18 protein-coding genes and 2 pseudogenes are annotated in these 18369 nt (G+C 64.8%); 12 read left to right on the top strand and 8 right to left on the bottom strand.

Annotation, left to right across the window (positions count from 1 at the left end; all coding sequences use genetic code 11):
• Window positions 1–5: 5 nt before the first annotated feature.
• On the bottom strand, window positions 6–902 hold the full coding sequence (locus AB0H36_RS05130) for a hypothetical protein (RefSeq protein ID WP_360516713.1): 897 nt from the start codon (window positions 900–902) through the stop codon (window positions 6–8).
• A 1428-nt stretch (window positions 903–2330) separates the two neighbouring features.
• On the opposite strand from AB0H36_RS05130, the gene AB0H36_RS05125 reads away from it, so the two are divergent.
• Together AB0H36_RS05125 and AB0H36_RS05120 are read left to right on the top strand one after the other, a co-directional pair.
• Window positions 2331–2570 carry a hypothetical protein gene (locus AB0H36_RS05125; RefSeq protein ID WP_360516710.1) on the top strand — a complete coding sequence of 80 codons (240 nt, stop codon included), beginning with the start codon at window positions 2331–2333 and terminating at the stop codon, window positions 2568–2570.
• Window positions 2570–3187 (top strand): hypothetical protein, encoded by a 618-nt coding sequence (locus AB0H36_RS05120; protein WP_360516707.1) that lies wholly within the window; start codon window positions 2570–2572, stop codon window positions 3185–3187. The genes AB0H36_RS05125 and AB0H36_RS05120 overlap by 1 nt, the downstream gene beginning before the upstream one ends.
• Here AB0H36_RS05120 and AB0H36_RS05115 read toward each other — a convergent pair.
• Together AB0H36_RS05115 and AB0H36_RS05110 are read right to left on the bottom strand one after the other, a co-directional pair.
• A complete protein-coding gene (locus AB0H36_RS05115; protein WP_360516704.1) occupies window positions 3167–4414 on the bottom strand; it encodes an IS256 family transposase in 1248 nt (415 codons plus the stop codon). The genes AB0H36_RS05120 and AB0H36_RS05115 overlap by 21 nt on opposite strands.
• A 206-nt stretch (window positions 4415–4620) precedes the next feature.
• The gene (locus AB0H36_RS05110; protein ID WP_360516701.1) at window positions 4621–5121 is read right to left on the bottom strand and encodes a hypothetical protein; all 501 of its coding nucleotides are present in this window, start codon (window positions 5119–5121) and stop codon (window positions 4621–4623) included.
• Between the two features lie 168 nt (window positions 5122–5289).
• Between AB0H36_RS05110 and AB0H36_RS05105 the strand changes: the two genes are divergently transcribed.
• From AB0H36_RS05105 to AB0H36_RS05095, 3 genes are all read left to right on the top strand, one after another.
• A complete protein-coding gene (locus tag AB0H36_RS05105; protein WP_360516698.1) occupies window positions 5290–5598 on the top strand; it encodes a hypothetical protein in 309 nt (102 codons plus the stop codon).
• 47 nt (window positions 5599–5645) lie between these two features.
• Window positions 5646–6338 carry a hypothetical protein gene (locus AB0H36_RS05100; RefSeq protein ID WP_360516695.1) on the top strand — a complete coding sequence of 231 codons (693 nt, stop codon included), beginning with the start codon at window positions 5646–5648 and terminating at the stop codon, window positions 6336–6338.
• A 151-nt stretch (window positions 6339–6489) separates the two neighbouring features.
• Window positions 6490–6840: a helix-turn-helix domain-containing protein gene (locus tag AB0H36_RS05095; RefSeq protein ID WP_360516843.1), complete on the top strand. Its 351-nt coding sequence runs from the start codon at window positions 6490–6492 to the stop codon at window positions 6838–6840.
• Here AB0H36_RS05095 and AB0H36_RS05090 read toward each other — a convergent pair.
• From AB0H36_RS05090 to AB0H36_RS05080, 3 genes are all read right to left on the bottom strand, one after another.
• On the bottom strand, window positions 6771–7031 hold the full coding sequence (locus AB0H36_RS05090; RefSeq protein WP_360516852.1) for a hypothetical protein: 261 nt from the start codon (window positions 7029–7031) through the stop codon (window positions 6771–6773). The genes AB0H36_RS05095 and AB0H36_RS05090 overlap by 70 nt on opposite strands.
• 960 nt (window positions 7032–7991) lie before the next feature.
• Window positions 7992–8210: a hypothetical protein gene (locus AB0H36_RS05085; RefSeq protein WP_360516692.1), complete on the bottom strand. Its 219-nt coding sequence runs from the start codon at window positions 8208–8210 to the stop codon at window positions 7992–7994.
• Between the two features lie 454 nt (window positions 8211–8664).
• Complete coding sequence (locus AB0H36_RS05080; protein ID WP_360516689.1) at window positions 8665–9042, bottom strand: LysR family transcriptional regulator; 378 nt, start codon at window positions 9040–9042, stop codon at window positions 8665–8667.
• Between the two features lie 278 nt (window positions 9043–9320).
• On the opposite strand from AB0H36_RS05080, the gene AB0H36_RS05075 reads away from it, so the two are divergent.
• Both AB0H36_RS05075 and AB0H36_RS05070 read left to right on the top strand, forming a co-directional pair.
• On the top strand, window positions 9321–10880 hold the full coding sequence (locus tag AB0H36_RS05075) for an alpha/beta fold hydrolase (protein ID WP_360516686.1): 1560 nt from the start codon (window positions 9321–9323) through the stop codon (window positions 10878–10880).
• A 157-nt stretch (window positions 10881–11037) separates the two neighbouring features.
• Window positions 11038–11268: pseudogene (locus AB0H36_RS05070) on the top strand (IS3 family transposase); the annotation flags it as partial.
• Window positions 11269–11327: 59 nt separating this feature from the next.
• Here the strand turns inward: AB0H36_RS05070 and AB0H36_RS05065 are convergent.
• Together AB0H36_RS05065 and AB0H36_RS05060 are read right to left on the bottom strand one after the other, a co-directional pair.
• Window positions 11328–11669 (bottom strand): annotated as a pseudogene (locus AB0H36_RS05065) (IS1380 family transposase); the annotation flags it as partial.
• A 116-nt stretch (window positions 11670–11785) separates the two neighbouring features.
• Window positions 11786–12670, bottom strand: a complete 885-nt coding sequence (locus AB0H36_RS05060) for a LysR family transcriptional regulator (RefSeq protein WP_360516683.1) — start codon at window positions 12668–12670, stop codon at window positions 11786–11788.
• A 237-nt stretch (window positions 12671–12907) separates the two neighbouring features.
• Here AB0H36_RS05060 and AB0H36_RS05055 point away from each other — a divergent pair, with 237 nt between their 5' ends.
• The 5 genes from AB0H36_RS05055 to AB0H36_RS05035 are packed head-to-tail and all read left to right on the top strand — an operon-like array spanning window position 12908 to window position 18364.
• Window positions 12908–14488, top strand: a complete 1581-nt coding sequence (locus tag AB0H36_RS05055; protein WP_360516680.1) for an ABC transporter substrate-binding protein — start codon at window positions 12908–12910, stop codon at window positions 14486–14488.
• A gap of 7 nt (window positions 14489–14495) precedes the next feature.
• A complete protein-coding gene (locus AB0H36_RS05050; protein WP_360516677.1) occupies window positions 14496–15431 on the top strand; it encodes an ABC transporter permease in 936 nt (311 codons plus the stop codon).
• Window positions 15428–16303 carry an ABC transporter permease gene (locus AB0H36_RS05045; protein ID WP_360516674.1) on the top strand — a complete coding sequence of 292 codons (876 nt, stop codon included), beginning with the start codon at window positions 15428–15430 and terminating at the stop codon, window positions 16301–16303. Before AB0H36_RS05050 ends, AB0H36_RS05045 begins: the two co-directional genes overlap by 4 nt.
• Window positions 16236–17546 carry a M20 family metallopeptidase gene (locus AB0H36_RS05040; protein ID WP_360516671.1) on the top strand — a complete coding sequence of 437 codons (1311 nt, stop codon included), beginning with the start codon at window positions 16236–16238 and terminating at the stop codon, window positions 17544–17546. Before AB0H36_RS05045 ends, AB0H36_RS05040 begins: the two co-directional genes overlap by 68 nt.
• On the top strand, window positions 17543–18364 hold the full coding sequence (locus AB0H36_RS05035; RefSeq protein ID WP_360516668.1) for a gamma-glutamyl-gamma-aminobutyrate hydrolase family protein: 822 nt from the start codon (window positions 17543–17545) through the stop codon (window positions 18362–18364). The genes AB0H36_RS05040 and AB0H36_RS05035 overlap by 4 nt, the downstream gene beginning before the upstream one ends.
• Window positions 18365–18369 lie beyond the last annotated feature (5 nt).

Here is an 18369-nt window from a genome sequence, read left to right as displayed (position 1 = left end):
GCGCATCACAACCCCGGCCCGCGATCGGGAGGATCCGGATCAACGCGTGGTACCGCAGCCACGCTTCTCCCGCTCGCGCGGTAAAGCATCAACGGCAGCGGCTTCGACAACGCATCACGCAGCCGCTCCGGCCCCGACTCACACAACGCCAGGGTCGCCGGCGAGTGCTCAGCCGGCATCCCCACCGCACGGACCCGGTCGAAGAAGAACGCAAGATCTAGCAGATACCCCGCGGCCTGGTTCCGCTGCGCCTGATCCCCGCTCAAAGCGACGATCACGTTGTCGGTCGCGCTGAACCGACGCAGCATTCTCGCTTGTGCCGTCGACAGCCCAGCGCCACACACCGGGATCCCAATCCACCGACCATCCGTCTGCCGACTCACCTTCGACACCGCGAAGGCATCCACAGGATCATCGACCACCACAGGCGTCGCACCTTGGCCCAGCAGGTCCAGTTGTTCCTCGACCCCGACGAGCACATTCGACGGCCGATGTACAGCAGTCACCGGACTCACCGACCGAGCCTGCCCATCCGGACCGATCCCAACAAACCCCACCGGTAGGAGCCGACCATCCCGAGCCACCAGCATCAACCGATCCCGATGCTGATCAACCGCCTCCCCATCGTCCGTCCAACGCACCAAGCCCGCACGCACCAAGGTCCCGAAACCGAACCCCTCACCCCGCAAGTGGTCAACCAGACTCGTCCAGGTATCCGGCGCATACCCCACCTTCCACACCGAGTCAGTCGCCGCCACCTCCTCAACACCCCAAGACTTCAAATACTCCACCGGCCAACTACTCGTTGCCCGAAGCAACTCCCGCCGATAGAACCGCGCAGCGGCAGCATTCGCCTCCAACAACCGGCGCCGCTCCTCCAGGGACAGCACAAATTCATTCACTTGGACCTCCACCAGCCCGACAGTTCAGGCCTCGAAGATCGCCGCACCCCCACTCAGACAGAACCCTGATCACGACTTCCAGGACACCGTTGAGTCGGGACGGACCGCGATGGAGTGTGTCAGAGCAGGCCAGGATCTTGTTTCCCATCAGGTGCCTCGAGCAGAGAGTCGTCGATCGGATCTCCCGACTTGAACGCTCGGCGCCGATGGTGCGTCGGATGAGTAGTCGCTGCGTGATGCCTGTCGTCCCAAAGCCCCGCTGACCGGGCCAATTGCGCACCTGCAGCGTCGATCGCTTCCTCGAGCAGACAGATCAACCTCGCGATGGACCACGCCTGCTCGCTTCGGCGCTGCGGGGCAGAACCCGGCTCGACTACACGTTCACCAACGACACGTCTCGCTGCATCCATAACGCCGAAGATCGCCTTGCCGTATCCTTCGCAGAACCCGGATGGGAAGATCCAGGACGCCGGCTCGCTAAGCCAAGGCTCGCTCACGCCCACGGGGAAGTCCGAGCTCCTCAGTCAACCTGATCTTCCCCGCGTAGCCGCCCAATTGCTCGGGTTGAGTACCGCGACTCCTATGTCACGAAGCGGATGCGACACGCTCAGAGGAAGTGGTGCCATCCGAGCGTGGGCTCGTCGAGTTGGCAGATCGACAGATCGAGCCCGATGCCCGCCCGCACTCGAGCTCGGTCAAGGTTCCATTCGCACGCCGACTAAGGTCCACTCCCGCTCCTCGGCCTGGTGCACGGTCATGGCGACACGACGCTCGTCTGGCTTCTTTCGAGCCGCAATCGCGGGAAGGGTCTGGTGCTGGGTGGGCTCGGCGCCCCCCAGCCGACGACGTGCACGCCCGTCAAGATGACCGCGACACGCCTCGAAGAAGTGGCTTGTCGCCGTCTGCGACACGTGCGCGGCGTCTGGCGCTCTCATGAGAACGCTCGGCGGTGTCCGCGAGGCCTTGAGGAATTCAGCCATGATGACGCCCGAACGACGTGCCCACCTCGCTCGCCGATTCGAGTACTGGTTCCAGCGGGACAAGGAGTTGCGCGAGACAACCCGACTGCCAACTGCCGTCTGGGGTACGAATGACCTGTCGCTGCCCGGGCTCGCTCGACTAAGTTGTCCTGATCAGACAGCTACTCGTTGCCACCACCTCGGACGCCACGGTCCGGGTCATCGCAATTGTCACGATTCTGGACGCGTCACTGCCTCGTGGGGGCACACGCGATGCCCGGGATCATCGGTCGCAGCAGCGAACGTTTGAGTGCTCACGGCGCAAGCTGTGCGCGGATCAACGCCCTGAACGAGGCGCAGCGGGCGCTGGTGAGCAAGCCGACCTGATCGGGGCCGGATCCGCGGCCGCGCAGTACGGCGTACCCGTCGCGCGACCGGCGGTCCTGTGTGGGCGGGGCAGACGTACCGGGTGAACGAGAAGGGCCAGGAGTACTTCACGGCCCCGATCAGCGGCTCCATCAGCCCGGCCGGCGACCCGAACCGGTACATCCGGTCAACGTCCGGCGGCCCCGGTGGTGGCGCGATCTCGGCCGGGAGCGTGGTCGAGGTCCATCAGCACATCACGATGAACGGTATAGATCCCGCCCACGCGGACCTGATCGCGTCCCGCGTCATGGCCAAAGCCGAGCTGGCAGCGAGGAGCTACTGATGGACGATCTTGAGGCGTTCGCGACGGGCTACGCAGCCAGCCTGCGGGTCACAAGGGACAACGGGTCGCCACTCGAGTCGGCGACAGCACAACTGAACATCTTCGCGCTCGCCGACGCGCCAGGCCTCCTGCAGTGGGCAGCCGTCGAGCTCGGGGCCATGATCGCGGACGGACCAGAAGCCGCCGGATTCTCGGCGGAACAGACGCGAACCGGCGTAGCCTACCAACAACTCGCCCGCCCCGCGATACCGGCAGATCCGGAACGTCTGGCGACCTTCGACACCCTCCAGGATCTCCGTGACGCTGCCGTCGCGGCCGGCTTGCCGCTCACCGCATGGATCGAGGACCCCACTCCCCTGCCTGGCACCGAGTCTGGGCGGTGCTCCGACTCGTCGTACCTCGTCCGCTTCGAGAGTGTGGGCGCGCAACTGGAGGTCGTCGAGCGAGTCCGTGCGGTTCTTCCGGAGCTGCGCTCCAGCGACGGCGAGCCGTGGCCCGTACTCGTCGGTCCCAACTGGATGATCTTCGCGCGAGAGGCAGAGAACCTCGGTCAAGTCCCTGGAAGTGGTGTAGTGCTGCGTGATCCTGGGTTGGGGTTAGGCGGTGAGTGCGGGTAGGGCGTCGGTTTCGATCTCGGTTTGGGTGTTGTTGATGGTGGTTAGGCGTGAGCGGGCGAGGACGTCGAGTCCGAGGTAGCGGCGGCCTTCGGCCCATTCGTCGGTTTGTTCGGCCAGGACTGCGCCGACGAGGCGGACGATGGCGTCGCGGTTGGGGAAGATCCCGACCGCGTCGGTGCGGCGCCGGATCTCCTTGTTCAACCGTTCGGCGGGGTTATTCGACCAGATCTGAGTCCACACGTCCTTGGGGAACGTCGTGAACGCCAGGACGTCTTCACGGGCCGCGGCGAGGTGGTCGGCGACGGCCGGGAGTTTCTCGCCGACGTAGTCGAGCAGCCGGTCGAACTGCGAGGCCACGGCGGCGGCGTCGGGCTGGTCGTAGACCGAGTGCAGCATCGCTTTCACCGCCGGCCACATGCTCTTGGGGCAGATCGACATCAGGTTCGCGGCGTAATGGGTGCGGCAGCGCTGCCACGTGGCGCCGGGAAGGTTCGCGGCGATCGCCTCCCGCAGGCCGGCGTGCGCGTCGGAGGTGACCAGGCGCACTCCGGCGAGGCCGCGGGCGACGAGGTCGGCGAAGAACTCGTTCCAGGCCGCCCCGGTTTCGCTGGTGGCCACGCGCAGGCCGAGGACCTCGCGGTGACCGTCACCGTTGACGCCGGTCGCGAGCAGGACAACGGCGTTGACCACGCGGCCCCCTTCGCGGACCTTCATCGTCAACGCGTCCGCGGCCACGAACGTGAACGGCCCAGCAGCCTCCAGCGGCCGGTGACGGAAGTCCTCCACGACCGCGTCCAGATCGGCCGCCATCCGGGAAACCTGCGACTTCGACAGCGAGTCGATGCCAAGAGTCTTCACCAGCTTGTCCATCCGCCGCGTGGACACGCCGGCGAGATAGCAGTCGGCCACGACGGTGATCAGGGCCGACTCGGCGCGCTTGCGACGCTCCAGCAGCCACTCGGGGAAGTAGGTGCCCTTCCTGAGCTTCGGGATCGCGACGTCGACGGTCCCGACGCGGGTGTCGAGATCGCGGTGACGGTAGCCGTTGCGCTGCGTCGTACGGCCCGGAGACGGGCGTCCCCACTCCGCACCGACCACAGCATCGGCATCGGCGGACAGCAGGGCGTTGATGATCGACTGCAGCAGCGAACGCATCAGATCAGGGCTCGCCTCGGCGAGCGCTTCGCCAAGCAGGCCGGCAGGGTCGACAATGTGTGGTGCGGTCATCGTGATGGTCCTCGAGGATTCTGTGGAAGGTTGACTCGAAGGATCACGCGGTGACCGCTTCCTCGTCCACGACGAGCTCGGCGACCGCGCTACACCACTATCGGGGACTCAACTAGAACCTCTCCGAGCGCCTCCACGGCGACGTCATCTGACCTGTGGATGAGTGGCCTCACCGCCGGCGGATTCCGGGCAAGCTAGAGCCGTCGTCAGCGCAGGTTCTTCGCGATCGCGCGTGCGAGTTCCTCGTGGCGGACGCGGCCATTCCATTCCCTCACAGGCCAAGGGATAGCAAGGCTGTCACCGATCTTGAGCTGCAGCTGCCACCTAGTCAGCCACTCGGTTTCCCCGGACTCTCCCTCGTGACCGATGAGTCGGCACCCAGCGACTTCCGACAAAGGGATCAGGTCACCGAAGACGGTCGCCTTTCCCTTCACCGTCCATGCCGGTGCACCCCAGAACCAGTCTCGACCCGGCCTCGACGCCCTAACTCCGATCACGGACCCGTTGACGAGCGCCAGGCACTCCCACGTCACCCGCTCGTCAGGCGACTTGGGTTCTCCCTCCTGGGTGTACGACGCGACGGCTTGGGTGACGTCTGCGTCGTCTATCAGGGCAGCAAGGCACTGCATGACTTCGAGCGGCGGCTTCATACCGTTGGCGGTGAAGTGCTCGCCAAGCTTGGCGAGCGCCTCGGGGGTTGATTCCATCGGGACTCCTCGGTAGGGCAGTTGCAGATCACCAGGATGCCCGTCGAGCGCTGGGATGCAGGTTGGGACTCGCGATGGAGCATCACCAAAACACGGCGTTGCCTGAGGGTGCTGCTCGCCTGGAGGTCCTAGTGTTTGAGTGAGTGAAGCCCCGAGAGGATCGAAGCTATGGCACGCAAGTTCGACTACCCAATCGTGGTCGCTGACCTCACTGAGCGGGTAGCCCCTGGTACGACCATCGACCCTGGACTCCTCGGCTACCTGGCTGTCAGGCCCGTTGCCGATGATCCAGAGGGCTCGATCCAGATCTGGGCAGCGATCCGTCCTGAAGCCGACTTTGACACGTTCGCCGAGTGGGCCGACCAACGGGTTGAGCGCTTCATGGAGTACGGCGCCGACGCCGATGGCTGGTTCGAACAATCAGACGGCAAACTCGCGGTGTGGGCACGGCTCCACGACATGCCGCCGCTCGACTAGGTTGGCTCCTTGGCAATTCCTCACCTGATTCGCCAGACTCGGGCGCTATGACAGTTCAGGAGCCACCGGAGGAGCCACGGACGGAGCTCGTCGACAAGCTGCTCGCAGGCGCACTGAGTTCGCTCCCCGTCGCTGGCGGGGCGGCTGGGGCCTGGTACGAGTACGTGATGGAGGGGCCATACAGCCGGCGCCTGGCCGGGTGGAGAGCACGTATCACCGAGGTGGTAAACGAACTCGTGCTGAAGGTCGAACGCCTCCTGGACAACGAGGTGTTCCTCGACGCCTTCATCCAGTCCACACGGATCGCCCAGACGACCCACCAGCAGGAGAAGCTCAGGGCGCTGCGGAACGCGCTGGTGAACTCGGTCGCTCTCGACGCTCCTGATGTGGACGAGCAGGCTCGATTCTTCCGAATGGTGGACGACTTCTCTGCTCGCCACATCGTCCTGCTCCGGTGGATCAACGATCACGAGAGCACAACCGACCAAGTCGACAGCGGCCAGCGTGTTACTGGCTCGGGAGTGTGGGCTCATCGGTTGCCAGCCTTCGCTGGCAGCGGCGAGATGCTGGCCTTGATCGTTGACGACCTGCAACGGTCGAGGCTGATCACCTTTCCGGACGGGTTCGCCGAACTGGGGGTCATCGGGGACACCCACTTCGTCGGCCGCGCGTCTGAGCTTGGTCAGCGTTTCCTGCGCTTCATCTCTGAGGGCGACGTGCAGACCACGAGACCCCGGTGACTCCGGGACGACGGCTGCGAAGTCCGGGACCGGACTTGACGAGGTCTCCTTGTCTCGCGTACGCGCGCGTGCGCGAAGAGGCGCCTTGAGCCCCCAGATCGCGACTCTCGTCCGACCGGACTCCACCGGACCGGACTTCCGCCGGCCATCCGTGGCTGTGACGCCCTCATGGCGTGATCGTCACCGAACCGGCACAAGGATCGGCAGCGTGGGAGAGGCCCAAACGACACGCCGATGCAGTCGAATCGTCCCTGTGGCTTGGCTCATCGTCTCCGAGGTCGCAGCGACCCTGCGCGTATCACAAGACCACGTCCGTCGCCTGATCCGGCGCGGGGAGTTGCCCGCTACGAACGTCGCCACCTCCGGCCGACCGCTGTACCGAGTGTCTGAAGAGAACATCGAGCAGTACATGAGCGAGCGGCAGACAGCACCTCAACCGCCGGTCGGACGGCGCCGGCGGCGACGTCGGGATTCGGCGGACTTCAGCGCCAGGCGCAGGTAGTACGCATTGCGCTTCGACTCGACGGCCTTCACCCGGTCGGCCGGCGACATCAGGCCCTCGGGGTCGGCTTCATCGACCTCGCGCTCGAACCGCGCCTCGAGGCATTGGCGGGCGGCCGGGTGCGAGCGGAGCGGTCGATGGTCTGCGCCCACGACTCGTGAGCTGCGATCTTGGTGGGCGATGCTCTTCAACCGAGACTCCTTCGATGTTCCGCGGGTCCGCAACCGCCGTGAATGATGCACAGACAACGACAGAGGGGGTTGCATGGCACACAGGCAACGGCTGCGCCTGACGCTCCGGAACCGGTCGAACGACCACGAGTGGACCAACCAGAGGGTCGATGTGACCGAGGACCCCGATGACCACGACGCGCTCCTCAAGCACCTCGAGGCGATGGCCCGCGACCTCGACGGCCGCGGCCGCGGCGACGCCTGGTGGCTTGACCAGTACGAGCTCCGCCTCCAGGGGATTGACCAACGTGCCCATCGCGCCGGGTCGGTACCGTCGATGAACGCCGCAGCCGATGTGAATTGCCACCGAAGATTGACCGGTCGCCGGGCGGCGAGACCCTGCACGAGTTCTTGGCTGGAAAAGGCCTGCGGTGATGGTTGGAACCGTCGGAACTGGCTCAGTGTGATTGTCCGCGGGGCGGCTCCTGCCAAGGCGTCGCAGAGAGCGACAACTGCATCATGGACCCAGCTGCCGTCGCAGGCGTCAGGCGCTGGGATGGGGATTCGCTGAACGCTGGCGATCACGTCTCGTCCCAGTGCCAGCGAGAGTCCTTCGGGGTCCTCGTGGTAGTTGAGGTAGCGGGCGACATCGACCTCCGGATGGCAGACCTCGTGCAGCTTCACATCGCCGAGGAAGTCGTTGGGTTCGATGACCCAGTCCTCTCTGACCGCAGTCGTCGGCTCGAGGCGGACGCGGTACAGGTAGAACTCGCTACCGCGATCGGCCCGGTCATTGATGCGCCGCAGCATGTTGTGGATCGCGGCCTCGTACGTGCCGACGTGGAGAGCCTTCGCCCGCTGACGCTCGGCCCAGGCAGCGACCTGTCGGTCTCCGCCCATCCTCAGCCGAGTCTCAGCGGTCGGCTTGGCCGCCGGGTCGCAGTCACTCGTCGGCCAGTCCGCCCATGTGCTGGTGTGGTATCACAACAGCCGGGTGACGCGGTCGTTGTCCAGCGCGGGGTCGGCGGGATCGACTGTTGCCTGCGGAGCGTCCTCGTGCTCGCAGGTCATGCCGCAACCGGGGCACTTTTCCTGTCCCTGCTCCCATCGGTCGATCCAATCCAGATCGACGACGAATCGCCGACCGAAGCCCCCGCACAACATGTGCCGGTCGCGCGAGAAGTCGATCGGCCGTTCCATGGCTTCATTCTCCGACGGGTCGGGGATCTCGACTCGCTTCTGGCGACGCCACCATTTCGAGCTCGACATCCCACCCGACTCCCATGTCCGCGCAGGTGCTCAGCGCTAGATGCAACTCCGTGGGTCGACCGCCGATAGCCCACCTCATGTTAGGTATTAATTGGGAAGATGCTAATCACAGCGTCGATCACGTGGCTGCGATTCCGCGTGCTCTCGCCACCGCCGCGCAATCGTTTGCGCAAAGACGGGTCCGACGTTGGCACTGGCGTGTCACCAAGGGGCAACGGGGCGATCAAGGTGGGGCAAGCGAAATGGCGGCGCGTCACTCAGCGAACGGGCGGCCGTCGTCCGTGCAGGCAGGCCTTAGCCGAACGACACATCACCTGATCGCGCCGCCGGGATCAGTGCAAGGTCACAACCGATCCGGAAATCTACGATGCCGCGCCTTATTGTGCTAATTCCAAGATAATAAGCGGATCAGCGAATCTAGTTTCGCAAGGGATGGAGAAACAGCGTCAACGACGTTAGTTACTGGCGCGACCATACGCAGACGCTTCAACTTACTATGAGCCAAGAATTCAGCGAGCGCGCGGGCGCTCTCCACGCTCGTTAGCACCGCGTTCGCTGCGCTGGGGACCTGTGCCCCGCAGGAGTCAACGTCAAGCGGTGGCTGCCGTCTATCAAACAGCGTCACACCGAGTTGACGCTTGAGCTGCTGAACTTGGCGAGACAGCGCCGGTTGGGTCCGAACTATCGCTTCCGCGGCCGCAGCAACGGACCCGGCCCAGCTACTGCGACGAAGCGATGAGGAGCCGCACGTCCATCGAGCCATTATGACCAGTGTGCATGGGCGCTATACAAAGTTGGCATTAGACGACATGACTCGGGCCGTTGGATGCTGACGCCGTCCCGGTGGGAGGAGGCTCCAACCCTCGCGCCAGTGGAAAGGGGCCTTGGAGTTGGTTCCAGCCAAGCCGAAGCCTCTTCATCTGGTTTGAACGGTCGTGGAAGAAACACCATCCGACTGTTCCTGTTAATGGGAGGTATTATCACATGAGTTATCACCATCCTCCGAAGTGGCTTCGCCCACTACGATCGCGACCCACGCTGTTGGCGGCGCTCGTCCTGCTTGTGGCCTCGACGGGTCTGGAGGCCAGCGCACGTTCTGCCCCAGCCGACGTGGCCAAGACGCCCCTCCAGGAATCTGCGACGCTCTCGACCTTGCAGCCATCGGCCTGCGCGTCGCAGGCACTGACGAATCTAGGGGCCAAGTGTTACGAGTTCACCGCCCCGGAGAACTGGGACAACCCCACCGGCAGGACAGTGCGGCTCCCAGTGGCCGTGGTCAGCAACGCCGACACCGACCCGAATGCGACGCCGGTCTTCAATATGCCCGGTGGCCCAGGTGGGTCCGGCCACATGACAAGCGAGAACGGCATCCGCTCGCAACTGGCGGAACTTGCCCCGCATCGGCTGGTGCTCGTCGGCAACAGAGGGTTGGAGATCGCTGAGCCTGCCCTGCTCTGCAACGGTATGGCCGACCGCCGCGGCTTTCGGCAATTCTCTCCGGACGTCTTCGGCATCAAGGGTCTACGGCAACGGATCGATCAGTATGCCGAGACCGTGTCGGCTTGCTACCAGAAACTGAAAGGCGAGGGCATCGACCCCACCCAGTACACGGACTACCACATCGCCCGAGACTACGACGAGATCCGCGAGGCCCTCGGCTTCGACAAGATCGATCTCTTCGGCGGGTCTACCGGCGGCGGCACGGTCGCCACATACATCACCTACCACGGGGCACACGTCCGATCGGCCATCATGCGGTCCCCATGGTTCCCGGCACTCCGCAACAGATCACTCTTCGACCTGATCATCGAGTCGAAGCAGTACGCCACCGACATCCTCAGCGTTTGCGTGCGCGACAACGAGGAGTGCGCATCCAGGTTCCCCGACTACTTGATGGCGATCGATCGCGCCCGCGCGATCCTCGACAAGAAGCCGTACGTCACGTCTGTCGCGAGTGAAGTCGAGCCCGGCGGCCGGCTCAACATCCGGATCGACGGCGCGACGTTCCTGACGACCCTCTATATGGAGGCGGATCTCAACCTCGCAGGCCGCTACAACCAGTTGCCCAAGGCGCTCGAGGCCATCGAGCGGGGCGACTATGCGGCCCTCGATGACTACTTCGGACTCGATGATGTAGACACGCGTCCCGACCCTGTCTCAGAAACTGTTGGTGGGGCGAATGGGCACAGGTATGCCAATCTCTGCGGCTCGATGGGGAAGAACCGTCCTACGCCCGAGGAGACCATCGCCATGATCGAGCGCGAGCCGGCTCTGCTGGCTTGGTCGTCGACGGTGCTCTGCGCCTGGTGGGGCGAAGACAGCGATGTGCCCCCCAGTCTGAACACGCTCCCCGCGAGCGATGTGCCGGTATTGGCAATCCACGGTCAGCTGGATCCGTGCTGCGGTACCAGGACGACAGATTTCCTCGCCCAGTCGATGCCCAATCTGCAGCGCGTGGTGCTTCAGGCGCAGGGCCACGGCGCGGGCGGCGCATGCCGTCGGAGCGTCATCGCACAATTCCTCGAGTCGCCAAACGAACCGGTGGACGATTCGTGTAAGAACGATCAACCACTTCGGCCGTGGGTCTTCTACGGCAACTGATCCCGCGTCCACTCAAGAAGGCAACGGCAAAACGATGAGTGGGCTGGCATCTCGACCGCGCGCGGCGAGATGCCAGCCCACCCTAGACGCGGATGGTTTGACTGAATCGCCCTGGGGCTTCTTGTAGACTCCCGAGCCTGGAAACGAGGATGGCGCCATGCCGAAGGAGCAGGTGTCCGGGAAGCCCCAGACGTGTCGTTACACCCCGGAGGAGAAGGCAGCAGCGCCCTGGATGGTCTACACGCTGCGAGCAGAACTCAAGACCGAGCGCGGGACGGTCCAGCTGGTCGCGACCCAGCTCGGGCACGGCGTGGAGTCGGTCCGGGCAGTGGGCAAGCAGGCCTGCATCGACGAGGGCCACGCACCTGTGGTCACCACGGCCGAGGCCCCGGTGGCCTTGGCCCGGACCCGTCCTCGACCGGGGCATGTTGGCGGTGCCGCAGCTCCAGCCCGGCGACCTGGCAGCTGCGCCTGGTCGACCCGGTCCAGAACTCCGCCACGTGGTCGGCATCGACGCCAACGGCCCCAACAGGTCCTCCCGATCACCCAGCACACCGATCCCGCTGATCGCGTCCGCGCCATCGGCCACCGCCACCGCCAGGTCGGTGAACACCCGCCCAGGGGATGCAGCGGGACACCCCGGTAGGTGCCGGTCAGCGCCGGGCTGATGCCGTCGACCAGACCGGTGTACTCCGCCAGCTCCCGCAGCAGACCGAGCCCGGCGTGCGACACCACGCCCTGCCCGTCCGCGCTGACCACGACTCGACGTACCCGCTTGCTACTCTCCACCCGCGAAGTGCCTGTTCTGTTGGTGATCCTCGACTGTCGCAAGCCGAGGTCTCCTTACAGCACAGGCACTCTCGCGTTCCCGGGCACGTCAACAGTACCCGCGTGAAACAGCTGGATTAGGGCGCGAGGTCGCCATATCGGTGGAGCCTGAAGTCGCTCAATCGCTTCACGAGGCGGTCGAGTTCGTGGGCGGCATGGTGCCCGGCGTCCCACGCGGCATGCACCGTCACGGTCAGGCGGCCGCGAGAAGTGCCTACGTACAGAGGTGCGAGATCGAACCATGGGTCGTCAGTACCAACGGCCACGCCGCGTCCAGAGGCGGCCAATGCCTGGACCACCCGCGGATTGGTGCACTCGACAATGTCGGGATTCGCAAGCCCCGCCTCAACGAACGCCTCGTCAACTATGCGCCGGGGTCGCGAACTTGTGTCGAGCATGATCAGCCGATGTTCGGCCAGCTCATCCAGAGACACCTCACCAGCGTGAGCGAGCGGATGACAGGCGTTGACGTAGGCCCGGACAGGCACAACGGCAACCTTCCGTGTCGCCAGATACCGGGGAGGCGGAGCAGAAACGAGCGCGAGGTCATTCCCCGACCTGAGGCGCCCGATAGCGTCGGCGTACTGAGCCTCTTCAACCGTGATCAAAGGATCGGCCGGTCCCAGCGTCGCCAGAAACGGAGCGACCATATCGATCACCGTTGTTGGAGGCGCCGCCATTCTGACCCGTGCCAACCTTCCCTCAGCAAGAGACTCGGCCAGCGAGCGAGCAGCCTCGGCGCTAGCCAGCACGGCTCGCGCGGCACCCAGAAATCGCTGGCCGGCAGCCGTCAGTATCAGCCGGTGGCGTTGGCGGTCAAAGAGCGCGATGCCTAGTTGACGCTCAAGCTGCTGAAGTTGCCGAGACAGGGCCGGTTGAGCGATCACAAGCGCCTCCGCCGCAGCGGTCACAGAGCCAGCGTCAACAACCGCGACGAAGGCGGTCAGCAAGCGGAGGTCCATGACACCACCATGCCCGGTCGGCATGGAGAAGGGAAGAGATCGGCATTGGACGGCATGCTCCTGGCCGTTTAAAGATGTCTCTAATCAGGAGAGCCCAGTTTTGAATGTGCGGATCGAGCCCCTCGGAGATCGAGGTTGCCAGTCTGACCAGCACCGGGCGTCGCCTAAACGGCCTGGCATAGCGGACCAGACCTGAGCCTGCCAACTTCGCACCTGTATCCCGGAAGGATCCACGCCATGACAAACCCAGACCCCCGTCCGGCGGGCATGCTGAAGAGTGTGCTGAGTCGCCGGTCTTTCGTGCAGGCGGCCGGGCTGGGGGGTTTGGTCGCGGTGAGCGGGGCTTGCTCCTCCGTGGCCGGCCGCTCGAGCGGCGGTCAGGATGGCGGCACTAGTGACGGCTGGGCGGCCAGCTTGACCGCTGAGCCGGCCAGCCTGGACCCGATCATCGACTTCAGCGTCGCGGGGCTCATCGCGCAGGGACATATTTACGATCCGCTCGTCGACTACCTCGGGGTCGACTTCACCAAGTCCATGCGGCTGGCGACCAGCCAGAAGGTTCTGGACAGCCTGACCTGGGAGTATAAGCTGCGCGAGGGCGTCAAGTTCCATGACGGGACCCCCCTCACCGCGGACGACGTGGTCTTCACCCTTCTCCGGGCTCGGGACGAGGCGCGGTCGACTCGGCAGCGGTACGTCGCGCCGATCGCCGACGTTGTGGCTGTCGACGACCTGACCGTGCACATCAAGACATCTCAACCCTTCGTCACGCTGCCTTACAGCCTTCCGTTCGTACCTATCCAGTCGCGGGCATACTTCGACAAGGTGGGGGCAAAGCAGGCGGGTATCGAGCCGATCGGCACCGGCCGCTACAAGGTTCGCAAGTGGGATCAGGGAGCGAACCTCGAGCTAGTGGCATACGAGGACTACTTCGACGGGCAGGTCACGCCGTCCACGTTGACCCTGCGCGGCATCACCGAACCTGCGACTCGCACCGCAGAACTATCGGCGGGCAGTCTTCAGGTCGTGACGGGTGTCCCTGTTGACCTGGCCAAGCCTCTCGAGTCCGACGACTCGGTTGAGCTTGGGGTCGTCGATGGAGCACGTCAGGTGTACTTCCTTCTGAACACCCTCAAGGGACCGCTGACTGATCCCCGCGTTCGACAGGCCATGAACTTCGGTGTCAACCGCGACACCATTGTTGACGACATCCTCGTCGGCTACGGCGAGTCCCGAACAGGCCCCTGGGCTCCGGATTTGCCTGGTTTCAATGCGAAGGCGGCGTCGTTCTACTCCTACGACCCGGATCGCGCGCGGTCGTTGCTCCGCGCCGCAGGCGCCGATCGTGTCCGTGCGACCTGGCAGATGTGGAGTGGGGTTACGCAGAAGGACGTCGACATCGCCTCCAGTATCGCATCCCAACTCGCGGAGGTGGGCTTCGATATCAAGGTGCAGACCACCGACTCCGCTCGCCTCGCTGAGCAGCGAGGCGCTGGTCAATTCGAGATGACTGTGTCGACGTGGTCCAAACAGGCCGACGTGGAAAGCATCCTGTCCGGGCTGACTTTGCAGTCAACGTCCAACAAGTTCTTCCACAACGAGCAGTTCGATCGCTTGCTGTCCCACGCCCGGGAGACGCTGGACGACAAGGCGCGGTACGCGCTGTACGAACAGATGTACCAGCTGCTGGTGGAGGACCCGCCTTATCTGTATGTCCACGCTCAAAGCGAAATCTACGCCAAGGCCAAAGGCCTGAACTGGACCGCCACCCCGTTCGCCGGCAACGCCGGCAACACCCTGTTCGTCTCCGCCAAATAGAGTCGTCATGGCCATCTACGTCTTCCGCAGGCTCCTCGGGCTCGTGCCCACCCTGCTCGGGGTGTCAGTGATCGTCTTCCTGCTGTTGCGGGTCATGGGTGACCCCACCGCGCTACTCCTCCCACCGGATGCCTCTGAACAGCAGCGGGCAGCGTTCCGAGCCGAGCTGGGGCTGGACCAGCCCCTACCGCTACAGTTTCTGAACTTCCTCTGGAATCTCGTGCAAGGGGATCTCGGGCCGTCCTTCTCGTTCAACCAGCCGGCACTGCAGGTGGTTCTCGACCGCATGCCTGCGACTGTTCTCCTGGCCGGCGCGGCGATGCTCATCACGGTGCTGGTGGGGATCCCCGTGGGACTGCTTGCCGCTCTCAATCGGAACCGGCTCTGGGCTCGAGGGTCGATGGGCTTGGTCCTGCTGGCGCAGGCGGTACCGACGTTCTGGCTCGGCATCGTCCTCATCTACGTCTTTGGGGTCTATCTGGACTGGTTCCCGATCTCCGGGATCGGGGATGGTTCGTGGCGATATTTCGTCCTCCCTTCCATCACCCTCGCGGCGTTCATGGCGGCGTTGACCACTCGGCTGACTCGCTCGGAGATGCTCGACGTCATGCACCAGGACTACCTGCGGACCGCGCGCGCTAAAGGGCTCCCACAGCGGCGAATCGTCGGGATTCACGCTCTGCGCAACAGTCTGGTGCCGATCGTGACCGTGCTGGGTTTGCAACTGGGCAATGTCCTAGCCGGCGCGATCGTGACTGAGGCCGTCTTTCAGTGGCCCGGGGTGGGGTCGCTTCTCGTTCGTTCCATCGAGCAGCGCGACTATCCCGTGGTACAGGCCGCGGTGCTGGTCATCGCAGTCGTGTACGTCGTAGTGAACCTCGTGACCGACCTTCTCTACGGCGTCATCGACCCTCGCATTCGCGTCTCGGAGGCAGACAAGTGACCGCGGTAGAGCTCACCATCACACAGACCCCTTCCAGGCGCCGCAAGGTCAGCGCGCTCACACTCGGAACTTTCATTTTGGTGACACTGGTCGCCCTCGCCCTCCTTGCCCCTCTCATCTTCCCGGGCGGACCGAACGTGCAACAGCCGGCGGCACGTCTGCTGCCGCCGTGGTCGCATGACAACTCGGGCGCGTTCCACTTGCTCGGCACCGATGGACTTGGACGGGACCTCTTGGTCCGAGTGATCTACGGGGCGCGATCCTCGCTCTTCGTTGCTGCCGTCGGGGTCGCCGTCGGGAGCGCGGTCGGCGTGGTAATGGGTCTCATCGCCGGGTACTACGGCGGCTGGTCGAGTTCCGTCATCATGCGCACCGCTGACATCCAGCTCGCTTTCCCCTACCTCCTGCTGGCCCTCGCGGTCGTCGCCGTACTGGGAGCAAACCTGGCAAACCTCGTGCTCGTCCTGGGGCTGACCACGTGGGTGTCCTATGCGCGGCTGATCCGAGGACAGGTCCTGGGCATCCGGGAGCGCGAGTTCGTGGCGGCCGCGAAAGCGCTGGGAGTCAGTGACCTGCAGATCATCCGCCGCCACGTTCTGCCGCACGTGTTGTCGCCATTACTCATCATCACCAGCGTGGAAGCAGGTCGATTGATCCTGCTGGAGGCGACCCTCAGTTTCCTGGGCCTCGGCGTACAGCCGCCGACGCCCGCTTGGGGAGCCGACCTGGCCGCCGCCCGCCAGTACATCACCGTCGCTTGGTGGGTCGGAACCTTCCCCGGCGTCATGATCGTCATCGCGGTTCTTGCGACCTATCTCATCGGCGACGGGTTACGCAATCGTTTCGACCCCTGGCAACACCATGCCAGATAGACGCCTCCCTCCCCTCAAAGACGCCGCGAACGGAGAACTCGCCACTGTGAACGTGGAGCCCGAACTGCAGAACCTCCTGGTCGACATCGTCAAGACCGTCAGCGTGAACCCTCCCGGCGACGAGTCGGCAGTGGCGAAACGGCTCGTCCAAGAGTTCGACGCACCCCAGTGGTCGCTGCGGGTGCTGGAAGCCCAAGAAGGACGTCCCAACGTGTTGGCCACCTTCGAAGCCGAACGCGAAGGTCCCACGCTCATCTTCAACGGGCACATGGACACGTTGCCTCCCGGCTCCGGCTACCTCGGTGAACCGTTCTCGGCTCAGGTCGAAGACGGGAAGCTCTACGGCCGCGGATCGTTGGACATGAAAGCCGGCGTCGCGGCGATGGTGCGCGCCGCAATCACCTCGGTCCGAGCCGGCGAGGTCACTCGCGGACGCCTCGTGGTGGCCTGCGTAGCCGACGAGACAAGCGGAGGGACCGCCGGGACCGGCTACCTCGTCTCATCCGGCGAACTGACCGGAGACGCCGCCATCGTCTGTGAGCCCAGCGGGTCCAGCATCCGGCTGGCCCATCGGGGATGCTTGTGGCTCGACATCACCATGCACGGCGAGTCGGCCCACGGAGGCCGGCCCTGGTTGGGCCGCAACGCCATCGTGGCGGCCGCCGAGCTCATCGTCCGTCTCGAGACCCGGCTGCCCGAGGTCTACGCCGTGACAACGCACCCGTTGGTTCCAAGCCCCACTCTGAACGTCGGCCGGATCGAGGGTGGTGACAAGCCGAATCTCGTGGCGGACCGCTGCGTCATCTCGGTCGATCGCCGCCTCGTGCCAGGAGAGACGTTCGAGGTGGCCGAAGCACAGATTGTCGAGGTCATTGAAGACCTGCTGAGCGACCGGCCGGGCTTCTTCACCTATGAGGTCGAGCGGCGGCTCGAGGTCAACCCGGCTGAGGTCGATCCCGACTCCCGAATCGTCCGGGAGTGCGCGGCGGCCTACCGCGCCGTCACCGGAGAAGACCCCGCGCTGGGCGCGACCGCCGGGTTCGAAGACGCGCACTACCTCCTCGACGCTGGCATCGAGACCGCAATGTTCGGGCCCTACGGGCGTGAGGAAACCAGCACGGACGCCTTCAGCACCAGCAGCGGATCCAACTCGGAGTCGGTGTCGCTGGCGGAGGTCCAGGAGGCCGTCGAGATCTACCGACGCATCATCCGTAGCTACCTCGGGGAGGCGAGCCAGGCATGACTGGAGCGGAGTCACTACGCGAGGTCCCGCGAGCAGCACCAGACGTCACCAGTCACGAGTCCACTCTTGAGGCCGGCGAGGTCTCGCGCCGACGACCGACGATCGCGGTCACTGTTGGCTACGACCTCCCTCATAACGCCGAGCGCATCGGCGTCCGAGCAAGTGTCCTCCACGCCCTCCTGGCGGCCGGAGCCTCAATCCGGATCGTCCCGCCGCTGGGCGAAGACGTCCTCGCCTCTGGGGTGCTCGACGAGCTCGACGGGATCCTGCTTCCTGGCGGCGTGGATCCCGACCCCGCACTGTGGGGCGAGGAGCCGCACCCGACAACGGTGATCGATGACGCCAGAGATGCCCTGGAGCTCCCACTCGTCAGGGCGGCCGTCGACCGACGCATCCCGGTCCTGGGGATCTGTCGTGGCGCCCAAGTCGTCAACGCGGCATTGGGGGGCACGCTCCTCCAAGACATCCCGCCCGGACCCATCGATCATCGCGGCCCTGCGGACCGCAGTCTGCACGTCCACGGGATGCGCATCCAGCCCGGGACCCGCTTGCACGAAGTGCTCGGGACGGACGAGATCGCGGTCAACTCGGTGCATCATCAAGCCGTCGCCAAGGTGGCGTCCGGACTCCGTGCGTCGGCGTGGTCGGAGGACGGATACATCGAGGCGATCGAATGGAATTCTGAAGAGTACTGGCTGCTGGCAGTTCAATACCATCCTGAAGACCTGCACCGCGACGAAGTCCATGCGCGCCTGTTCTCCAAGTTCGTGGACGCCGCGGTGGGGTACCGCGAAGCCGCCAGGCGGTCAACATCGTGAGGAGT

It is taken from the genome of Kribbella sp. NPDC050820, assembly GCF_040653975.1.
Lineage (GTDB): Bacteria > Actinomycetota > Actinomycetes > Propionibacteriales > Kribbellaceae > Kribbella.
This window is presented reverse-complemented; position numbering and strand designations above follow the sequence as displayed.

Bases quoted from the DNA above. Each gene is read 5' to 3' on its own strand.
- AB0H36_RS05105 (WP_360516698.1), top strand. From the start codon at position 5,290: ATGGCACGCAAGTTCGACTACCCAATCGTGGTCGCTGACCTCACTGAG.
- AB0H36_RS05115 (WP_360516704.1), bottom strand. From the start codon at position 4,414: ATGACCGCACCACACATTGTCGACCCTGCCGGCCTGCTTGGCGAAGCG.
- AB0H36_RS05080 (WP_360516689.1), bottom strand. From the start codon at position 9,042: ATGGCTCGATGGACGTGCGGCTCCTCATCGCTTCGTCGCAGTAGCTGG.
- AB0H36_RS05055 (WP_360516680.1), top strand. From the start codon at position 12,908: ATGACAAACCCAGACCCCCGTCCGGCGGGCATGCTGAAGAGTGTGCTG.
- AB0H36_RS05050 (WP_360516677.1), top strand. From the start codon at position 14,496: ATGGCCATCTACGTCTTCCGCAGGCTCCTCGGGCTCGTGCCCACCCTG.
- AB0H36_RS05110 (WP_360516701.1), bottom strand. From the start codon at position 5,121: ATGGAATCAACCCCCGAGGCGCTCGCCAAGCTTGGCGAGCACTTCACC.
- AB0H36_RS05120 (WP_360516707.1), top strand. From the start codon at position 2,570: ATGGACGATCTTGAGGCGTTCGCGACGGGCTACGCAGCCAGCCTGCGG.
- AB0H36_RS05035 (WP_360516668.1), top strand. From the start codon at position 17,543: ATGACTGGAGCGGAGTCACTACGCGAGGTCCCGCGAGCAGCACCAGAC.
- AB0H36_RS05085 (WP_360516692.1), bottom strand. From the start codon at position 8,210: ATGGAACGGCCGATCGACTTCTCGCGCGACCGGCACATGTTGTGCGGG.
- AB0H36_RS05100 (WP_360516695.1), top strand. From the start codon at position 5,646: ATGACAGTTCAGGAGCCACCGGAGGAGCCACGGACGGAGCTCGTCGAC.
- AB0H36_RS05060 (WP_360516683.1), bottom strand. From the start codon at position 12,670: ATGGACCTCCGCTTGCTGACCGCCTTCGTCGCGGTTGTTGACGCTGGC.